This is a genomic window from Teichococcus vastitatis (assembly GCF_003604215.1).
GTDB lineage: Bacteria > Pseudomonadota > Alphaproteobacteria > Acetobacterales > Acetobacteraceae > Pseudoroseomonas > Pseudoroseomonas vastitatis.
In genome coordinates, this window is record NZ_QXGS01000004.1 from 300596 (window position 1) to 318284 (window position 17689).

A 17689-nucleotide genomic window follows, 5' to 3' on the forward strand; every position below is an offset into this window, starting at 1 on the left:
GTCACAGCCACAGCACCTTGCGCCGCAGTTCCAGGTCCTCGCGCAGCAGCCGGCTCTCGCCCGTCCAGGTCACCGCGCCGCGCTCCAGCGCCACGGTGCTGTCGGACAGCGCCAGGGCGAGGTCGAGGTTGTGGTCGACGATGATGATGGAGATCTCGCGCCGGAGCTTGTCGAAGGCCTCGAACAATTCCTCAGTCACGGCGGGGGACAGGCCCTCGAAGGGCTCGTCCAGCAGCAGAAGCCGCGTGTCGCCGGACAGCGCGCGCGCCACCGCCACCATCTGCTGCTCGCCGCCCGACAGCGCGTCGGCCGGGGTGCGCCAGCGCTGCTTCAGCCGCGGGAACACCTCCAGCACCTTCTCCTCCTCCCAGTGGCTGCCGGCACCGGTGCGCCGCTTCAGCCGACCGAGCATCAGATTCTCGGCCACGCTCATCCCCGCGAACAGCCCGCGCCCCTGCGGCACGAAGCCGACGCCGCGCTGCGCGATGCGGTCGGAGGCGAGGCCCGCCACCTGCTCCCCCGCCAACGTCATGCTGCCGGAGGCCGGGCGGGTGATGCCCATCACCGTCTTCAGCAGCGTGGATTTGCCGGCGCCGTTGCGGCCGAGCAGCGCCAGGATCTCGCCCTGCTTCACCGCCATGCTGACGCCCTGCAGGATGTGGCTCTTGCCGTAGAAGGTGTTGATGCCGTCGAGATTCAGCAGCTCGGTATCGACCACCGCGGATTCGCGCGCCCTGGCGGCGATGGCCGAGGTGCCGGAGCCGAGATAGATCGCCTGCACCCGCGCATCGGACCGCGCATCCTCCACCGTGCCGTCCACCAGCACCTCGCCGTCATTCATCACCGTGACGCGGTCGGCCAGGGCGAAGACGCGGTCAATGTCGTGCTCCACCAGCAGCACCGGGATGTCGGTGGAGACCCGCTTGATCAGCTCGCCGACGCGGGTCCGCTCGGCGGTGGCGAGGCCGGCCAGCGGCTCGTCCAGCAGCAGGATGCGCGGCTTGGTCGCCACCGCCACGGCCATGTCCACCAGCCGCTGCCCACCATAGGACAGCGCGCCGGCCTCGGCCTTCTCGATGCCGGCCAGGCCCATCCAGCGCAGCAGCACGTCGGTATCCTCCGCCATGTCGGGGTAGGACCGGGCGCTGCGCCACAGGCCGAACTTCGCCGGATGCCGCGCCTGCACCGCGAGCCGCAGGTTCTCCGCGATCGACAGGCCGGGAAACAGGTTGGTGATCTGGAAGGAGCGGCCGATGCCGGCGCGGGTGATGCGCTCCGGCGAGAAGCCGGTGACGTCCTGCCCGTCCAGCACCACCCGGCCGTGATCCGGCGGAAACATGCCCGACAGCAGGTTGAAGGCGGAGGTCTTGCCGGCGCCATTCGGCCCGATCAGCGCGTGCAGGGTGCGGTCGGCCACGGCCAGGTCCGCCTTCTTCACCGCCTGGATGCGGCCGAAGCTTTTCCGCAGGTCCTCCGCCACCAGCACCGCGCCGGAGGCGGTGCCGGGGCGGACGAAGCGCGGCGGCACCGGCTCGGGCGTGACCGCGCGGCGCGCCGACATCGCCGCGTCCTCAACCTGCTTCTTCCGGAAGGGCTGCAGCAGCCGCTGGCCGACGCCGACCAGCCCGTCCGGCGAGAACACGATGAAGCCGACAAACAGCAGCCCGAAGAACAGCAGCCAGTTCGGCGTGTAGATCGACAGGAACTCGCGGAACAGGATGTAGAACAGCGCGCCCAGGGCCGGACCGAGGAAGGAGCGCATGCCGCCGATCACCACCATGGCCAGCAGCTCGCCCGAGAAGGCGATGGCCATCGGCTCGGCCGAGGCGAAGCGGTGGTTATAGGCCGACAGCACGCCGGCCAGCGCCGTGACGCTGGCCGACAGCACATAGGCCAGCAGCTTGTAGCGGTTGGTGCTGTAGCCGACGAAGCGGGCGCGCTGCTCGTTCTCGCGGATCGCCACCAGCACCGTGCCGGCCGGCGCCTGATGGAAGCGCCACAGGCCGAGCAGCACGCCGAGCCCGACCAGCGCCGCGACGATGTAGTAGGTGCCGGCATCGGCCAGCGCCTCGTAGCGGGTGATGCCGCCGAAGCCGTTCTCGCCGCCGGTCAGCGACGTCCAGCGATACGCCACGGTGAACAGCATGGCGGTCAGCGCCAGCGTCAGCAGCGAGAAATACACGCCGCGCCGCCGCAGGATCAGCGAGCCAGCCGCGGCCGAGAGCGCGATGACCACCAGCAGCGCGCCGATCGCCGGCAGCACCATGTCGCCGGGAAAGAAGGCGCGCTGGATGATGCCGGTGGCGTAGGCGCCGATGCCGAACCAGGCACCGTGGCCGAAGGAGACGAGGCCGGTATGCCCGACCAGGATGTTCAGCCCCATCACCGCGATGGCGTAGATCACCACGTCGGTGGCCGACAGCATGGTCAGGCCGAGGGCGGGCAGGATGAAGGGCAGGATGACCAGCGCGGCGAGCGCGATCAGCAGGGGACGGAGGTCGCGGAGATTCATGATGCTCACTCGAACTTCGCGATGCGTTCGCCGAACAGGCCGCGCGGGCGCAGCAGCAGGACGAGCAGCATGAGGAGATAGACGGACGCCTCGGTGGCGGGCGGGAAGTAGAAGGCGGCGATGCCGCGCACCACGCCCACGATCAGCGCCGCCAGCACCACGCCCCAGAAGGAGCCGAGGCCGCCGATCACGACGACCACGAAGGCGAAGGTCAGGATCTCGGCGCCCATGGCCGGGTGCACGCCGGTCACCGGCGCCAACATCACGCCGGCCAGCGCGGCGAGGCCGACGGCGATCGCCACCACCGCCGACATGTAGGGCCTGAGCGAGATGCCGAGCGCGCCCACCATGTCCGGGTTCTGCACCCCGGCGCGCACCACGCGGCCGAAATGCGTCCGCTGCAGCAGGAACCACAGCCCGGCGACGCACAGCACCGCGACGCCCAGGATCATCAGCCGGTAGAAGGAGAAGATGAACTCGCCCATCATCACCTGGCCTGCGAGCATCCGCGGAATGGCGAAAGGCAGCGGCGGCGCGCCAAACACCATGCGCAGCGTCTGCTCCGCCACCATGGCGAGGCCGAAGGTCAGCAGCAGCGACAGGATCGGGTCGGCGCGGTAGAAGCGGCGCAGCAGGAAGCGCTCGATCAGCAGGCCGAGGATGGCGACCAGCACGGGGGCGGCCACGAAGGCGCCGCCGAAGCCGATATGCGGTGCCAGCGCCACCGCCAGGTAGGCGCCGATGGCGTAGAAGGCGCCGTGCGCCAGGTTGACGATGCCGCCCAGGCTGAAGATCAGCGACAGCCCCAGCGCAATCAGCAGGTAATAGGCGCCGATCAGCAGTCCGTTGAGGATCTGCTCCAGCAGAAACACGATTTCCAACTTCATCTCTCCTGCGACGCGGAGGAAGCGGACCGGACGGCGCCGGCCCGCATGGTCAGTTCCTCAGCTCGGGAAGGTGCAGCTTGCTTCCTCGGGCGTGGAGGCGATGGCCTCCAGCGGCTCGCCCTCGCCCGGAATGCCGGCCGAGGAGGTGAAGATGTCGTAGCGGTCCTTCTGCTCGGCGGGCGGCAGGGCGGTGATCGCGTACATCTCGGTCATGATCTGGTGGTCGCGGGCGCGGAAGTAGCTTTCGCGGTCCTTCTGCACGTTGAACTTGGCGCCCTTCTCCAGGTGCTGCATCACCTGCACGGCGTCCACGCTCTTCAGCTCGTTCATCGATTGCGCGATGATCTTGACGGCGTTGTAGTCGCCCCAGGCCTGGTTCTCCGGCGGGCGGCCGAAGCGGCCGCGGAAATCGGCGGTGAACTTCTTCGCCGCCGGGTTCTCCAGCCGGTGGTGCCACATGGTGGGCCAGGTGCCGAGGAAATTGCCCGAGCCGGCGCCCCAGGCCAGCGCCGTGTCGAAGCCGAAGCCGGCCACCGGGAAGCGCAGCCCGTATTCCGTGTACTGCTTCAGGAAGTTGGTGATCTGCGCGCCGGCGAGGTTGGCCACGATGACGTCGGGCCGCGCCTGCCGCAGCTTCAGCAGGAAGGGCGAGAAATCGGTCAGGTCGGTCGGGATCAGGTCCTCGCTCGCGATGCTGCCGCCATTCTCGGTGATGAACTTGCGCGCCACCTTCAGCAGGTCGTGACCGAAGGCGTAGTCGGCGGTCAGGGCATAGGCCTTCTTGCCCTTGATCAGCCCCTTCTCCACCAGAGCGCGGCCCACCGCCTTCACATACATCGAGTTCTGGCCCTCGATGTGGAACATCATCTTGCGGCAGTCGCTGCCGCGCAGTGCGTCGGAATTGGCTCCGGTGTTGATGAACAGGGCCTTCTCGCGCTGCACCACCTGGCCGATCGCCAGCGCCGAGGCCGAGTTGATCTCGCCCACGATGCAGGCGACCTTGTCGCGCTGGATGTAGCGCTCCGCCTTGGCCGAGGCGGTTTGCGGGTTGACGCTGTCCTCGAACAGCATCTCCAGCTTGCGGCCGTTGATGCCGCCGGCGGCGTTGATCTCGTCCGCCGCCAGCTGCGCCGCCTGCACGGCGAACTCGCCGAGCGGGCCAAGGAAGCCGGTGCGCGGCGTCAGATGGCCAATGCGGAGCGCGTCCGACTGGCCGTAGGAAATGGCGGGGGTGGCGAGCAGTGCGGCGGCGCCCAGCAATCCGGCCCGGCGCGTGAAACGCGGTGCTTCGGTCATTCTCATGGTTCCTTCCCTCGGCCGGCTTGTTTTCGCCCTTGCCGTGATCTGTGATCACAGTCAGGCTTGCCCAACCGTGCGGGATTGTCCAGAGGCGAATGCGTGAACGATGCCATCACCACCCTGCCCCTGCTGGAACGCCGCACCCTGGCGGAGTCGGCCTACGCCCATCTGCGGGAGCTGCTGGTGTCCGGCCGCGTCGCGCCGGGGGAGCGCCTGTCGCTGCGCGACCTGTCGGAAGCGCTCGGCGTGTCGGTGATGCCGGTGCGGGAAGCCGTCAGCCGCCTGATCGCCGACCGCGCGCTGGAGGTGGCGCCCAACCGCGCCGTGCGCGTGCCGGTGATGACGCGCGCACAGTTCCGCGAGCTGGCCCAGGTGCGCGCCGGGATCGAGGGCTGGGCCGCGTCGCTCGCCGCCACCACGCGCAGCCCGGCGCAGCTCGACGGCATCGCTGCGGCGGAGGCGGCGATGCGCAAGGCGCGGGCCTCTGCCGACCCCAGCATCGCGGTGGCGCTGAACCGTGACTTCCACTTCGCCATCTACCGCGCCGCCGCGCTGCCGACCCTGCTAGAGGTGATCGGCGGGCTGTGGCTGAAGGCCGGGCCGGTGATCAACCTGGATCTGCGGCATTCCAACGATCGGCTGTCCGCCGGCCATGCGCTGCGCTGCCACGCCGCGGCCCTCGCCGCGATTCGCGACGGCAGGCCGGAGGCCGCGCGCAACGCCGTGGCCGAGGACATCACGCGGGCGGCCGACTTCATCATCGAGAAGGGCGGGCTGCCGGAGGCGCCGGCAGGCTAAGCCGCCGGCCACGCCCGCGCAACATCAGGGAGGAACAAACCATGGATCTGCAATTGCGCGGCACGAAGGTGCTGGTCACCGCGGGCGCCAACGGCATCGGCCGCGCCGTGGTCGAGGCCTTCGCCGCCGAGGGCGCGGAGGTCTTCACCTGCGACCTGGACGAGGCGGGGCTGGCCAGCCTGCCCACCGGCATCGGCCATTGCCGCGCCGATGTGGCCAGCCGCGCCGATGTGGCCGCGCTGTTCGATCAGGCCATCGCGCGGCTCGGTGGCCTTGACGTGCTGGTCAACAATGCCGGCATCGCCGGACCGACCGGCCGCGTGGAGGAGATCAACCCGGAGGATTGGGACCGCTGCGTCGAGGTCTGCCTGACCTCGCAGTTCAACTGCGCCCGGCTGGCCATCCCCCACCTCCGGAAATCGGCCAATCCCAGCATCACCAACCTGTCCTCGGCCGCCGGCAAGTTTGGCTTCGCGCTGCGCGCACCCTACGCGGCGGCGAAATGGGGGGTGATCGGCTTCACCAAGTCGCTGGCCATCGAGCTCGGCGATGACGGCATCCGCGTCAACGCCATCCTGCCCGGGCTGGTCGCCGGTGACCGCCAGCGCCGCGTGCTGGAGGCCAAGGCGCAGCAGCGCGGCGTCGCCTTCGCCGAGATGGAGCGCCTGGCCTTTTCCTTCACCTCGATCAAGGACTACGTCACGCCGCAGCAATTGGCGGACCAGATCCTATTCCTGGCCTCGCCGCGCGGCCGCACCATCTCCGGCCAGGCGATCAGCGTGGATGGCGACACGCGCATGCTGTCGTGACCGGCGGCGGGAGGGAGCCGCAAGCCCCCTCCCGCACCATCGCTCAGGCCACCTCGTGGCTGACCACGTCGAAGCGGCTCAGCAGCGCCGGGCCGAACTGCGTGGAGATGGCGACGTCGGTGGCGTCGCGCCCGGTGGCCATCAGGATGCGGCCGATGCGCGGCGTGTTGTGGCGCGCATCGAAGGTGTACCATTGGCCACCGAGATAGGCCTGGAACCAGGCTGAGAAATCCATCGGCGAATCCACCGGCGGCACGCCGATGTCGCCGAGATAGCCGGTGCAGTAGCGCGCCGGGATGTTCAGGCAGCGGCACAGCGTGACCGCGAGATGCGCGAAGTCGCGGCACACGCCGACCTTGTCGGTGTGCCCGCCATGTGCGGTGCGGGTGGAGTCCGCCAGCTGGTAGTCGAAGCGGATGTGGTTGTGCACGTAGTCGCACACCGCCTGCACCCGCCCCCAGCCCAGCGGCGCGTTGCCGAACTGCGCCCAGGCGAAATCGGCCAGCCGGTCGGTGTCGCAGTAGCGGCTGCCCAGAAGATAGACCAGCACCTCGTCCGGCAGGTCCTGCACCTCGTGCTGCCAGGCATTCCAGTTCACCACGTCGGGCTGGCCGCTGTCGTAGATCGTGTACCGGGTGGAGATGGTGGTCAGGCCGGGCGGCGCCAGGATGCGGGCACAGCTGTTGCCGAAGCCGTCGACGTATTCGCGCGTCTGCACCGGCCGGTCGAATTGCAGCACCTGCGGCGTCAGCAGGTCGACCCGGCGCGACGGATGGATGTTGAGCATGAGCAGCATGGGCGTCGGCTGCGGGCACTCGTAGGCGATGTCGAAGCCGGCGTGGATCTTCATCCTCACTCCATGAAAAGGCTGTGGGCGATCCCTCCAGGGTCATTGCCCCGGGAATTTCGCTGAAATTTAAGGCAAATCCCTCCGGGACGCCACCCTTTGCTCAAGGTTGCGGCAGAGGCATCGTAGCCTCGGCCAGCTGCCCGGCGGTGGTCACGTTCACCTGAACATCCATGCCGATGCTGTCGGCGGCCAGCCCATGGTAGCTGCCGGCCAGCGGCACCGCCTGGTCCGGGGTACGCGCCACGGCGACGCGGATCAGGTCGCGATTGCCGACGATGCCGTTGGTGGGGTCGAATTCCACCCAGCCGGCACCGGGCAGATAGACCTGGCACCAGGCATGGGTCGAGCCGCCGCCCAGCACCTCCGACCCGTCGCGATCCGGCACGTAGATGTAGCCGGACACGAAGCGCGCGGCGAAGCCGAGGGAGCGCACCGCCTCCATCATGAACAGCGCGAAGTCACGGCAGGTGCCGCGCCGCAGATGCAGCGTCATCAGCGGCGGTTGCGTGCCCGGCTCGGTGCGGCGGGCATAGGAGAAGCTCTCGCGGATGGCGTAACACAGCGTCATCAGCAGGTGGCCGGTCTCGGTCGGCCTGCCGGGGCGGATGAACTGCCGGGCCCAGCGCGCCACCTCCTCGCCCGGATCGGCATGGTGGCGCTCAATGCAGCGCGCGAGATCCGGCACGTCCTCGGGCGCATACAGCACCGGGTGATGCCGCGCCGCCTCGTCGATCTGGAAATCCGGGCCCGAGAACGGCGTGTGGTCGAGACGGATTCGCGTCTCGAAGCGCAGCCGCGTCGCCGGCCCGCCGAAGCGCACCAGGGCCACCGAATTGCCGAACACGTCATGCAGCCAGCGGATCGCCGCCGGCTCGGGATCGACCTCCAGCGAGGCGTGCAGCAGGCGCTGGTCATGGCTGTCGCGCGGGCGGAACATCAGCCGGTGCTCGCCGAACTCCACCGGGCGGGCATAGCGGTATTCGGTCAGGTGCCGAACCGAGAAAACAGGCATCCGCGTTCCAGCCCCCGGATTCCCTGGCGGGGGCGCCCCGGCCCGGACGATCCGGGCAGAGCGGCATCCTAGCCGCGCGCGGCCCGCGGCGCGAGGCGCCTCGCCGCCCCCCCCGCGCGAAGCGCCTCACCGCTCCCCGGGGCGAGGCTCCGTCACCGGCTCGCCGGAGGCGAGGCGCTCAGGCGACCCACAGCCCGCGCCCGCGGTGCCACGCCTCGATGCTCTCCTCGGGAAAGCCGTCGAAGCGCGCGTCGCCGGGGCCGAATTGCGGCTCCACCCAGGGCGCCTTGTCGCGCAGCAGCAGGTGGACGCGCGATGGCGGCACCGGCAGTTCGGTGTCGATGGCCGAGGCGAAGGGATGCACCAGGTCCGGCCAGGACGGATCGGACATCCACAGGGCCGAGCCGCATCCCGGGCAGAAATGCCGGGCGCCGCTGCTCACCTCGCAACGCTCGCCGCCCTCGTCGCAGATCTCCGCATGGAAGATGGCGGGCTTGCCCTGCACTCGCAGCGTGTCGGCCACGCCCATGATGTTGATGGCGTAGCCGCCGCCGCCCGCCGTCTTGCGGCAGATCGAGCAGTAACAGCGCTGGTAGGGATGCGGGGTGTGGCTGTCCAGGGTGAAGCGGATCCGGCCGCAGCGGCAGGAGCCCTTGAGCGTCATCGGCATGGCGGAACCTCCGCCCCAGCCAACGCCGGGGCCGCGCTGCTGTTGCAGCCGGGGCGCCGCATGCCGTCTCAGCCGGCCGGCGGATCGTTTCCGGCCCCGATGCCAGTCCCGAGGCCGGCGCCCGCGCATAACAGCCCCAGCGCGGTGGAAACGACGGCGGCGGGAACCACGTGGCCGCCCTCGAACTCCTCGTACCGCACCGCGTATCCGGCCCGTTGGAAGCGCGGTGCCAGGCGGCGGCTGCAACGGTCGATCGGCAGCACCTCGTCGCCGCGCCCATGGGCGATGAACAGCGCGGGCGTCCCGACCGCCACGGGCGGTGCGGCGAAGCCTGGCGAGAAGGCCAGCACCTGCCGGAACAGGTCGCCATTCGCCACACCCAGCGACAGCGCGTAGGACGCGCCATCGGAGAAGCCGCCGATGGCCAGCCGGGCCGGGTCCACCGGCACCCTCCGGAAGGCCAGTTCCAGCGCCGCGTCCAGGAAGGCCACGTCCGGTCCATAGCCGCCGCGGATCACGTCCCAGGTCGGCCCCCGCGATTCCGGCAGCAGCAGCGCCACGCCGCGCGCCTCCGCCTCCTCCCGCACCAGGGACAGGGTGCTGTCTGCCCGGCCACCTGCGCCGTGCAGAAACACCAGCAGCGGCCTGGGCGCTGGCCCGCCGGGCGGCACCAGCAGCAGCCCGTCCCGCGTGCGGCCCAGCTTCAGGGCGTGCAGGCCGGGTGTGGCGGCGGCGGTCGCCACCGCCGCCGGGCGTGCCGCCAGGCGCCCTTGCGTGGCACCGGAGCCGATGCCGGGCAGCGGTGCATCCTCATGATCGGGCAAGGCCATCAGGCCGCCTCCTGGGCCGGGCCGTTCTGCGCCGCCGGCCGCGCCGCGCGGCAACCGGACCCGCCGCGCGGCCGTTCTGGAGAGGAGGCCGGCACGGCGCCCACCACCCTCCGGTTGTTTCGGGCGACGTGGCGCCGCATGGAGGAGAACAACATGACCAACGATCCCCAGGAGCAGGCCAAGGCGGAGAACGAAGCGCGGAAGGCGAGGAGCCCCATGCTCAACCAGACCGCCCAGACCGGAAATCCCCTGAGCAACCAGACCTCGCGGCCGGGCAACCAGGCCGATTACGAACCGGGGCAGCTGGTGGAAGAATCCAACAAGGCCGAGGGCCACACCGGAAACAAGGGATCCTACTGAATCCGCGCCGGGCCGGCGGAACAGCGCGGCCCGGCACGGTTCGCCCTCCCAAGACGGTCCAACTGGGCGCCGTTCAGCTGGAGATGCCCAGGTCCAGTTCCTGGAACCCATCCCCGCCATCATCCTTGTTGGGCTGCGTGGTGGGCGGGCCGGCCTCGGCGGGGCGCACGTCGCCGCTGGCGGTGACGCTCCAGCCATCGGATTCGTACTTGTCCACCATCTCCTCATGCCGGTCGGTGCCGTAATTGCCGAGCACCTCGTCGGCCGAGCCCAGCACCTGCGTGCCCTGCTCATTGGTCTGGATGGTGATCCGCTGTTCGCCCGCGCTCAGCGAGGTTTGCCGCATTCGATCTGTCCTTCCGCTCCGCGTTTTCCAGGCCGGGACGCCGCAGCCTGCGCCGGCGGCCGTCCCGGATCGCCCCGACGCTAGCGGTCCTGCTGGTACCCCTGATGCGTCGTGTTGGTCTTGATGTTGCCCTGCCGCCCCTGGATGGCGAGGTTGCGGTTCACCGAGGCCTTGTTCTGCTCGGCCACCTCGGCCGACATGTCATTGCCGGTCTGCGGCGTGTTGCCGCCCATCGGGCTCTGGTTGGCCGGCGGCACCGGCGGAAGATGGGCTTTGGACATTCTGTCTCTCCTCGTGGTTCTTGACGGGGGGCCGGCTCAGCCCGGCGCCTTGTCCGCCGGCGGGCTGCCTCCGCCGGCGTTGCGGGCCGCTTCCTCCGCGGTGTGGTCCGCGGCGATCTCCGCCTTGCTCCGGCTCCGCGCCGGGTCGGCCGGGGCGCCCTGCGCCGGGCCGGGTGGGGGTTGCGCCGTGTCGGGCGCTTCGCTCTTGCTGTTGCTGGACATGGTTCCTCCTGCCGATGGGTCGTGCCGGGCGATCAGGACTTGGCAGATGGCCGCCCCTGCTCGGCGCGGGCCCGGTTCTGCCGCCGCATGCCCATCTGCCGGCGGATGCTCTCGGCCAGGGCATGAATCCGGTCGACCACGCCCTGGCCACTCTGGGTTCCGGAACCGCCCGCCGGCTTGGCCGGCGCGGGCGGGTCCGGGGAATGAGGCCGCTGGGACATCGCACTCCTCCCTCGTCTTCCGGAACAACGCGGCAGGGCGGAACTGGCTTCGGCCAAAATTCATTTCCGACGAGGCGGCGGAACGGCCGCCGCCGCGATGCCGGGAGCCATGCGCGATGCAGCAGCCGGAGCCGTTGATCCCCCTGGCCGTGCCACCGGACTGGCAGGACGCCGGCTCGGCCATTCTCGGCGGCGATGGCGTCCGCCGCGTGCTGGTGCTGGGTGCCCCGGATGCCGGCAAAAGCAGCTTCTGCCGGCTGGTGCTGCAACAGGCATCGCGCCGCGGCCGTCCGGCCAGCCTGCTGGACGTCGATCTGGGCCAGAAACAGCTCGGCCCTCCGGCCTGCGTCACCCTGGGCCTCGCCGACGCGGCGGGTGGTGTGCCCGGCCTGTGCGCCCTGTCCTTCCAGGGCTCGCTGGAGCCGCTCGCCGCCTGGCCGCGCCTGATCCCCGGCACCGCCCGCCTCGCCGCCGCGGCACCGCCCGGGCTGCTGCTGGTCAACACCAGCGGGCTGCTGAAGGGGGCCGGACGACGCCTCAAGGCGGCCAAGATCGCGGCGTTGCGGCCCGACCTGCTGGTTGCGATCGGGGCGGACGCGGCGCTGGAGGCCGTGCTGGCCGATCACCCGCACATCCCCGTCCGCCGCCTGGCCCGGCCGGCGCAGGCGGTGCGCAAGGGTGGCAACCGGCGGCGCCGGCTGCGCGCCGAGGCCTTTGCCGCCTATTTCGCGCCGGCGCCAGCCTGGCCGATCGACCTGGCCGGGCTGCGCATGGAGCAAGCCGGCGTCACCCCCTGGCCGGCGCCGCGGCAATTGGTGGCGCTGCTGGATGGCGCCGGGCACGACCTCGCGCTGGCCCTGGTGGAGGCACCGGACGAACCGCACCGGCTTCGGCTGCGCGCACCCCGGGTGGAATCGCCCGTCGCCGGGCTGCGCTGGGGCGGGCTGTGGCTGGACCCGGGCTGGAACGCCCACGAGATCCCGCGCCCGCCCAGGGCCTGACCGGCCGGGCCGCTGGAGCTCCCCCCCCCCCTCTCCCTCGTGGCGCCCGGCTACATCGGCCCGGGCGGCAGGGGTGAGCCGTCGATCAGCCGGTCATAGCGGAAGGGCGCGGGATCCACCGCGGGGGTTTCCCCGGCGATCAGGTCGGCCGCCAGCCGGCCCGCCCCCGGCCCGATGCCGAAGCCGTGGCCGCTGAAGCCCGTGGACAGAAAGAAGCCCGGCAGCTTCGCCACCGGTGAGATCACCGGAATGGCGTCGGGCGTGTTGTCGATCCAGCCGCCCCAGGCATGCGAAACCTTCAGCCCGGCGAATTCGGGATGCGCCGCCCGCATCTGCTCCATCGCCTCGGCCACCGTGGCCAGGTCGGGCGCCGGGTCCAGCACCCGGGTCTTCTCGAAGGGCGAGGCGCCGTCGCCCCAGCCGCCCAGTGCTTCCGGACCCTGCAGAAAGGACCGCCCGAGCCGGATGCTGACGCCGCCCGCCGCCCGCTTGCGGTAGATCGGCCAGAACCTGCGGGCGTAGCGCAGGCCCTGCGGCGTGATCTCCAGCCGTCCACGGCCGCGGATCGCCACGGTGTAGCCGCCATCCAGCCGGCGCCGCATCACGTAGCTGGGCGTGGACAGGCCGCCCTCGATGATGGCCGGCGCCGCCTCGGTGGCGAACACGGTGGAGCGCACGCCGGCCTGCGGCAGGTCGATGCCGTGCCGCCGGCACAACAGGGAGGACCAGGCGCCGCCGGCGCACAGCACCGCCCCGGCACGGATCCGTCCCCGCTCGGTAATCACGCCCGACACCCGGCCGCCGGTGATGTCGAGCGAGCGCACCGCGCAGCCCTGGTGGATGGTGACGCCCAGCGCCCGCGCTGCCTCGGCCAGGGCCGGCACCGCCTTGGACGGCTCGGCGCGGCCATCGGTGGGCGAATGCACCCCGCCGATCCAGCGCCGGGTGCAGTTCGGCGTCATGCCCTGCGCTTCCTCGGCCGAGAGCATGCGGCTGTGCACCTGATAGCCGCGCGCCAGCTCCGACCACCGCTCCCATTCCTCCAGGTCGCGCCGCTCGGTGGTGACGTAGAGCAGGCCGGTGCGGCGGAAGCCGAGGTCGCGGCCGGTTTCCTCCGCCAACCCGCCCCAGAGCTGCAGGCTGTGGCGGATCAGCGGCAGCTCGCGCTCGTCGCGGTTCTGCTGCCGCACCCAGCCCCAGTTGCGGCTGGATTGTTCCCCGGCAACATGTCCCTTCTCCACCACCGCCACAGAATGTCCCTTGCGCGCCAGGTAATAGGCGGCGGTGATGCCGGCGACCCCGCCGCCGATCACCACGACATCCGCGGCCTCCGGCAGGCGCTCATCGCTGGGAATGCGGTCGACGGGTGGGGACACGGGCAGACCTCCGCTGTGGCGAGGCTCAAGCATGCGCCGCGAATCGGCGCTTGGCGAGGGCGCTGCCCGTCCCCTCATGCTCCCACCAGCGCGCTCCGGCCGATGGAGTTCAGCCGACGCGCCCCGGCCGCCATGCGGCCGGAGCAGCGCCGCCTCAGCGCTGCGACACGTAATGCGCGATCTGGTCGATCTGCGCGTCGCTCAATCCCTGCACCACGCCGTTCATCTGCGTGTCGGTGCCGTGCCGGGTGCCGTCCCGGTACGCCTTCAACGTGCCGGCCAGATAGTCTTCCCGCTGCCCGGCGATGTGCGGCACCTGGTTCTGCCCCACCAGGGCTGGCAAGTGGCAGACGCCACAGCGCAGCTGCTCCGACAACGCCGCCCCGGCTTCGAAGGCAGCCTGGTCGCGCGCCGCGCGGTCCGGCGGCGGCGCATGCGGCAGCGAGGCGAAATACGCGCCCAGCTCCTCCAGCTGCTCATCCGTCAGGCCTTCGACCGGCCCCTGCATCGCCGGGATGTCGCGCAGCCCCTCGCGGAACAGCACCAGCTGCAGCGCGATGAACTCGCGCTGCTGTCCGGCCAGGGACGGGATGCCGGGCATGGCGGACACCCCCTGCTCGCCATGGCAGGCGCCGCAGCTGCGCTCCGCCACCACCTCCGCCCCGCGCTTGGCGGCGGCATCCGGTGCCGCCGCCTGGGTTGCCGGCTGGGCCACCGCCGAGACGGCCGGCGCCAGCAGCGCCAGGCCCAGGATCGCCAGACGCAAGCCGCTCACCGCTGATAGGTGATGCGGTAGATCGCGCCGTTCTGCTCGTCGGACACCAGCAGCGATCCGTCCGGCATCACCAGCACATCGGTGGGCCGTCCCTTGAAGCTGTTGTCGCCGGCGTCGAGCAGCCCGGTCAGGAAGGGCTCCACCCGTCCCTCCGATCCATCCTCATTCAGCGCCACCGTCACCACGTCGAAGCCGCTCTTGCTGTCGCGGTTCCAGGAACCGTGGCGCGCCACGAAGGCGCGGCCGCGATAGGCTTCGGGAAACATGGTGCCGGTGTAGAAGCGCATCCCCAGCGGCGCCGTATGCGGCCCGAGCAGCGCCACCGGCGCCGGGAACTCGGAACATTTCCGCCCGGTATGCCCGGGGTCCTGCCAGGCATTGCCCGAGCAATAGGGGAAGCCATGGTGCTCGCCCGGGCGGGCCAGCCGGTGCAGCGTGTCTTCCGGCGTGTCGTTGCCCGCCCAGTCGCGGCCATTGTTGCTGGCGTAGAGCACGTTGGTGCCCGGCCGCCAGTCGAAGCCCACCGAGTTGCGGATGCCATGCGCCATCACCTCGCGCCCCGAGCCGTCGGGGTTGAAGCGGACGATCAGCGCGTGCCGGTTCTCGTCAAAGGTGCAGACGTTACAGGGCACGCCGATGTTCATGTACAGCTTGTTGTCCGGCCCGAAGGCGGCGAACTTCCAGCCGTGATGCGCCTCGGTCGGCAGGCCGAAGGCTTCCGTCAGCTCCACCGGCTGCGCATCCGGGTTCTGCGCGATGTTGTCGTAGCGCAGCACGCGGTTGATCGCGATCACGTAGAGCGCGCCATCCTTCACCGCCACGCCATTGGGCTGGTCCAGCCGCTGCGCCAGGATGCGGGTGGAGCGGCTGCCGCCATTCTCCTTCACCGCATAGACGCGCCCGATGGTGCGGGTGCCGACATAAACGGTGCCGTCCTCGCCGCGCGCCATCATGCGCGCGCCCGGCATGCCGGACGCCCACAGCTCGGCGCGGAAGCCTTCCGGCAGGCGGATGGCCTCCGCCGGGATGCGGTCGACCGGCACCGCCGTCAGCCGCGGCGCATGCGGCGCGAGCGGGCTGCTCGCCTGGTCCGCCGCGCGGCCCTGCGCCCAGGCCGGCGGCGCGGCGGGCTGCTGCGCGAGCGCCGGCAGTGTCACCGAGAAGCACAGGGCCGCGGCCAGGGCCGTGCGCCGGGCAGAATCGGGTTTCATGGCATTCCTCCAGTGTGGCGCTTGCGGCGCCCTCCGCCGGGAAGCTAGGTCATGACCTCGGCGCAACACAATGCCCTGCCTCACGCTTGCCCTGATCCGGCAGGCGAAACCGGCGCCGCCGGGCGCGGCGGCGGCTCAGACGTCGGCGAGCGTCACCGCCCCGGTGGTGAGCGGCTCGTCCCCGGCCTGGCCGGGCGCCACGATGCTCACTTCCGGCACGCCGTATTCCACCGCGCCGAAGGGCGTGCAGAAGGCCACCTCGGCGGCGTCGCGGCCGATGCCGATTCGCACCATGCCGTCCGCCGCCGCCTTGCGCGTCGGGTCGAACACGAACCAGGCGCCGCCCTCCGGCCCTTCCAGCCAGGCTTCCATCACCGCGTGGAAATCGGGCGGCGACAGGCGCCACGCATAGGCGCTGACGAAACGCGCCGGGATGCCGAGCGCCCGGCAGAAGGCGATGGCCAGATGCGCGAAGTCGCGGCACACGCCCTGGCGCTGCAGCAGCGTGTCGCGCGCCGAGGTCTGCTCGTTGCTGCTGCCGGCGATGTAGTCGAGATGGTCGTGCACCCAGTTGCACACCGCCACCACCCGGTTGTAGCCGCGCGGCAGCCGCCCGAACTCCTTGCGGGCGAATTGTTCCAGCAGGTCGGATTCGATGTAGCGGCTGGGATACAGGTGGAACAGCACCGGCAGCGGCAGCCGGCCGCCATCGACCTCCCGCACGGCCGCCGGATCATGGATCGCCGGCGCCAGCTCCACCACGGCGCGGTAGCGCAGCTCCAGCGGTCCGGGCCCGGCGGTGATGCGGAAATACCGGTTGCCGCTTTCCGGCATCAGAAAGGTTTCGGGCCGGGTCCGCGGCGAAAGCACCAGCGCTTCGTCCAGCACGCGCTGGTGCGAGGTGCGCTGCGCCTCCACGTTGAACAGGAAGGGGGTGTTCGCCGCCGCCACCTCGTAGGTCAGCGTGCAGGCCACTTCGAAACGCATTCGCCTGGGGTCCTTGGTGCGGGGGGTGCCCTGGCCGGGCGTCGGGGGCGCGGCACGCGGGGCCCGCTCGCCGCAGCAACCGTTGCGGCGGCAAAGGGTTTCTTTTTCGCTGCCCTTCCCCGGCCCGGACCGGTATTCAGGCCGGCAGGCCGACGGAACGGGCCGCAGGGCGCGGCCCGTCTCGCCCCTTGCCGCTGCCGCGCCGCGCCGCCAAACTCCGCGTGACCCGCGGCCGAGCGCCGCCTGAGAACAGAGGAAACCGATGGCCGAAGCGAATCACGAGATCGACTTCGTGGAAGTGAAGTCCCAGGACATCCTGGCCGACCGCGTGCAGGGCTGGGACGCCTTCATCAAGGCCACCAAATGGGCGATTGGCGCCGTCATTCTGCTGCTGGTGATGATCTATCTCTTCGCCGGCTGACGACCGGGGCTGATCTCTCCGGGAACTGATCCCCCTGGGGGCCATTCCCAGCGGCTGCTTCCCCCGAGACTGCTTCCCCCGGGGCTGCTTCCCCTGCCCCCCGCCACCCGGCGCCGCGGGCATGAAAAAGGCGGCGCTCCCCTGCGGGAGGCCGCCCAGCTCCCCGGGACCGGCGTGCCGGCCCCGGGGAGGCTCAGCCGACGATCTCGGTGCCGGCGAAGAAGAAGGACACCTCGCGCGCCGCCGCCTCGGTGCCGTCGGACCCATGCACCGAATTCGCCTCGATGCTTTCGGCGAATTCCTTGCGGATGGTGCCCTCGGCGGCGTTGGCCGGGTTGGTGGCGCCCATGATCTCGCGGTTGGCGGCGATCGCGTTCTCGCCTTCCAGCACCTGCACCACCACCGGGCCGGAGGTCATGAAGGACACCAGGTCCTTGTAGAAGGGACGGGCCTTGTGCTCGGCGTAGAAGGCGCCGGCCTGCGCCTCGGACAGCTGGATGCGCTTCTGGGCAACGATGCGCAGGCCCTTTTCCTCGAACTTGGCGTTGATCTTGCCGGTCAGGTTGCGGCGGGTGGCGTCCGGCTTGATGATGGACAGGGTGCGCTCGACGGCCATGGGGGCTTCCTTCGCGTGGGGCAGGCGTGATGGCGCGCCCGCGCGGCGGCGGGGCGTCTGCGCGCCCGGATAAGCGGCAAAATGAACCGGCGCAAGGGGCAAGCCCGGCGGGCCCGGGCACCGCCCGGCCGGCTCGCAGCGCCGTTCCACCGGCAGAGGCCTGGGCAACCCTGGCGCGAGCCGGGCTTTTTTGCGGCACCATCTG

The 17689-nt window shown here is 70.9% G+C and carries 21 protein-coding genes; 5 read left to right on the forward strand and 16 right to left on the reverse strand.

Going from position 1 to position 17689, the window contains the following annotated elements; translation table 11 throughout:
- Nucleotide 1: 1 nt before the first annotated feature.
- Genes D2K64_RS09285 through D2K64_RS09295 form a run of 3 tightly spaced genes read right to left on the reverse strand, consistent with a single transcriptional unit; the run spans nt 2 to nt 4695 of the window.
- Nucleotides 2–2512, reverse strand: a complete 2511-nt coding sequence (locus D2K64_RS09285) for a branched-chain amino acid ABC transporter ATP-binding protein/permease (RefSeq protein ID WP_120008127.1) — start codon at nt 2510–2512, stop codon at nt 2–4.
- A 5-nt stretch (nt 2513–2517) separates the two neighbouring features.
- Nucleotides 2518–3399, reverse strand: coding sequence for a branched-chain amino acid ABC transporter permease (locus D2K64_RS09290; protein WP_238384104.1), 882 nt, complete (start codon nt 3397–3399; stop codon nt 2518–2520).
- Nucleotides 3400–3456: 57 nt separating this feature from the next.
- Entirely contained in the window at nt 3457–4695 is a 1239-nt protein-coding gene (locus tag D2K64_RS09295) for an ABC transporter substrate-binding protein (RefSeq protein ID WP_120008060.1), read from the reverse strand.
- 102 nt (nt 4696–4797) lie between these two features.
- Here D2K64_RS09295 and D2K64_RS09300 point away from each other — a divergent pair, with 102 nt between their 5' ends.
- Together D2K64_RS09300 and D2K64_RS09305 are read left to right on the forward strand one after the other, a co-directional pair.
- A complete protein-coding gene (locus D2K64_RS09300; RefSeq protein ID WP_120008061.1) occupies nt 4798–5496 on the forward strand; it encodes a GntR family transcriptional regulator in 699 nt (232 codons plus the stop codon).
- A 41-nt stretch (nt 5497–5537) separates the two neighbouring features.
- Nucleotides 5538–6305 carry an SDR family oxidoreductase gene (locus D2K64_RS09305; protein ID WP_120008062.1) on the forward strand — a complete coding sequence of 256 codons (768 nt, stop codon included), beginning with the start codon at nt 5538–5540 and terminating at the stop codon, nt 6303–6305.
- 43 nt (nt 6306–6348) lie between these two features.
- On the opposite strand, the gene D2K64_RS09310 is transcribed toward D2K64_RS09305, so the two are convergent.
- From D2K64_RS09310 to D2K64_RS09325, 4 genes are all read right to left on the reverse strand, one after another.
- Nucleotides 6349–7155, reverse strand: coding sequence for a transglutaminase-like domain-containing protein (locus tag D2K64_RS09310; RefSeq protein WP_120008063.1), 807 nt, complete (start codon nt 7153–7155; stop codon nt 6349–6351).
- Nucleotides 7156–7255: 100 nt separating this feature from the next.
- Nucleotides 7256–8167 (reverse strand): transglutaminase family protein, encoded by a 912-nt coding sequence (locus D2K64_RS09315; protein ID WP_120008064.1) that lies wholly within the window; start codon nt 8165–8167, stop codon nt 7256–7258.
- 178 nt (nt 8168–8345) lie between these two features.
- Complete coding sequence (locus D2K64_RS09320) at nt 8346–8837, reverse strand: GFA family protein (protein WP_120008065.1); 492 nt, start codon at nt 8835–8837, stop codon at nt 8346–8348.
- 68 nt (nt 8838–8905) lie between these two features.
- Nucleotides 8906–9667, reverse strand: coding sequence for an alpha/beta hydrolase (locus D2K64_RS09325; RefSeq protein WP_202910599.1), 762 nt, complete (start codon nt 9665–9667; stop codon nt 8906–8908).
- On the opposite strand from D2K64_RS09325, the gene D2K64_RS09330 reads away from it, so the two are divergent.
- Nucleotides 9650–10027: a hypothetical protein gene (locus tag D2K64_RS09330; protein ID WP_120008066.1), complete on the forward strand. Its 378-nt coding sequence runs from the start codon at nt 9650–9652 to the stop codon at nt 10025–10027. The two genes, D2K64_RS09325 and D2K64_RS09330, sit on opposite strands and share 18 nt — an antisense overlap.
- 73 nt (nt 10028–10100) lie before the next feature.
- On the opposite strand, the gene D2K64_RS09335 is transcribed toward D2K64_RS09330, so the two are convergent.
- The 4 genes from D2K64_RS09335 to D2K64_RS24330 form a co-directional block, all read right to left on the reverse strand.
- Nucleotides 10101–10373, reverse strand: coding sequence for a hypothetical protein (locus D2K64_RS09335; protein ID WP_120008067.1), 273 nt, complete (start codon nt 10371–10373; stop codon nt 10101–10103).
- 80 nt (nt 10374–10453) lie between these two features.
- Complete coding sequence (locus tag D2K64_RS09340) at nt 10454–10654, reverse strand: hypothetical protein (protein WP_120008129.1); 201 nt, start codon at nt 10652–10654, stop codon at nt 10454–10456.
- Between the two features lie 36 nt (nt 10655–10690).
- Entirely contained in the window at nt 10691–10876 is a 186-nt protein-coding gene (locus D2K64_RS24325) for a hypothetical protein (RefSeq protein WP_157985788.1), read from the reverse strand.
- Nucleotides 10877–10908: 32 nt separating this feature from the next.
- On the reverse strand, nt 10909–11097 hold the full coding sequence (locus tag D2K64_RS24330) for a hypothetical protein (protein ID WP_157985789.1): 189 nt from the start codon (nt 11095–11097) through the stop codon (nt 10909–10911).
- Nucleotides 11098–11213: 116 nt separating this feature from the next.
- Between D2K64_RS24330 and D2K64_RS24335 the strand changes: the two genes are divergently transcribed.
- A complete protein-coding gene (locus tag D2K64_RS24335; RefSeq protein ID WP_157985790.1) occupies nt 11214–12098 on the forward strand; it encodes a Clp1/GlmU family protein in 885 nt (294 codons plus the stop codon).
- Nucleotides 12099–12148: 50 nt separating this feature from the next.
- Here D2K64_RS24335 and D2K64_RS09350 read toward each other — a convergent pair whose 3' ends face one another.
- From D2K64_RS09350 to D2K64_RS09365, 4 genes are all read right to left on the reverse strand, one after another.
- Nucleotides 12149–13474, reverse strand: a complete 1326-nt coding sequence (locus D2K64_RS09350) for an NAD(P)/FAD-dependent oxidoreductase (RefSeq protein ID WP_120008069.1) — start codon at nt 13472–13474, stop codon at nt 12149–12151.
- A gap of 154 nt (nt 13475–13628) precedes the next feature.
- Nucleotides 13629–14249, reverse strand: coding sequence for a c-type cytochrome (locus tag D2K64_RS09355; RefSeq protein WP_120008070.1), 621 nt, complete (start codon nt 14247–14249; stop codon nt 13629–13631).
- Entirely contained in the window at nt 14246–15460 is a 1215-nt protein-coding gene (locus tag D2K64_RS09360) for a PQQ-dependent sugar dehydrogenase (RefSeq protein WP_120008071.1), read from the reverse strand. Before D2K64_RS09360 ends, D2K64_RS09355 begins: the two co-directional genes overlap by 4 nt.
- Before the next feature lie 135 nt (nt 15461–15595).
- Nucleotides 15596–16447: a transglutaminase-like domain-containing protein gene (locus D2K64_RS09365; RefSeq protein ID WP_120008072.1), complete on the reverse strand. Its 852-nt coding sequence runs from the start codon at nt 16445–16447 to the stop codon at nt 15596–15598.
- 262 nt (nt 16448–16709) lie between these two features.
- On the opposite strand from D2K64_RS09365, the gene D2K64_RS09370 reads away from it, so the two are divergent.
- The gene (locus D2K64_RS09370) at nt 16710–16868 is read left to right on the forward strand and encodes a preprotein translocase subunit SecE (RefSeq protein ID WP_120008073.1); all 159 of its coding nucleotides are present in this window, start codon (nt 16710–16712) and stop codon (nt 16866–16868) included.
- Between the two features lie 193 nt (nt 16869–17061).
- Here D2K64_RS09370 and ndk read toward each other — a convergent pair whose 3' ends face one another.
- Nucleotides 17062–17484 (reverse strand): nucleoside-diphosphate kinase, encoded by a 423-nt coding sequence (gene ndk / locus D2K64_RS09375; RefSeq protein WP_120008074.1) that lies wholly within the window; start codon nt 17482–17484, stop codon nt 17062–17064.
- Nucleotides 17485–17689: the final 205 nt, after the last annotated feature.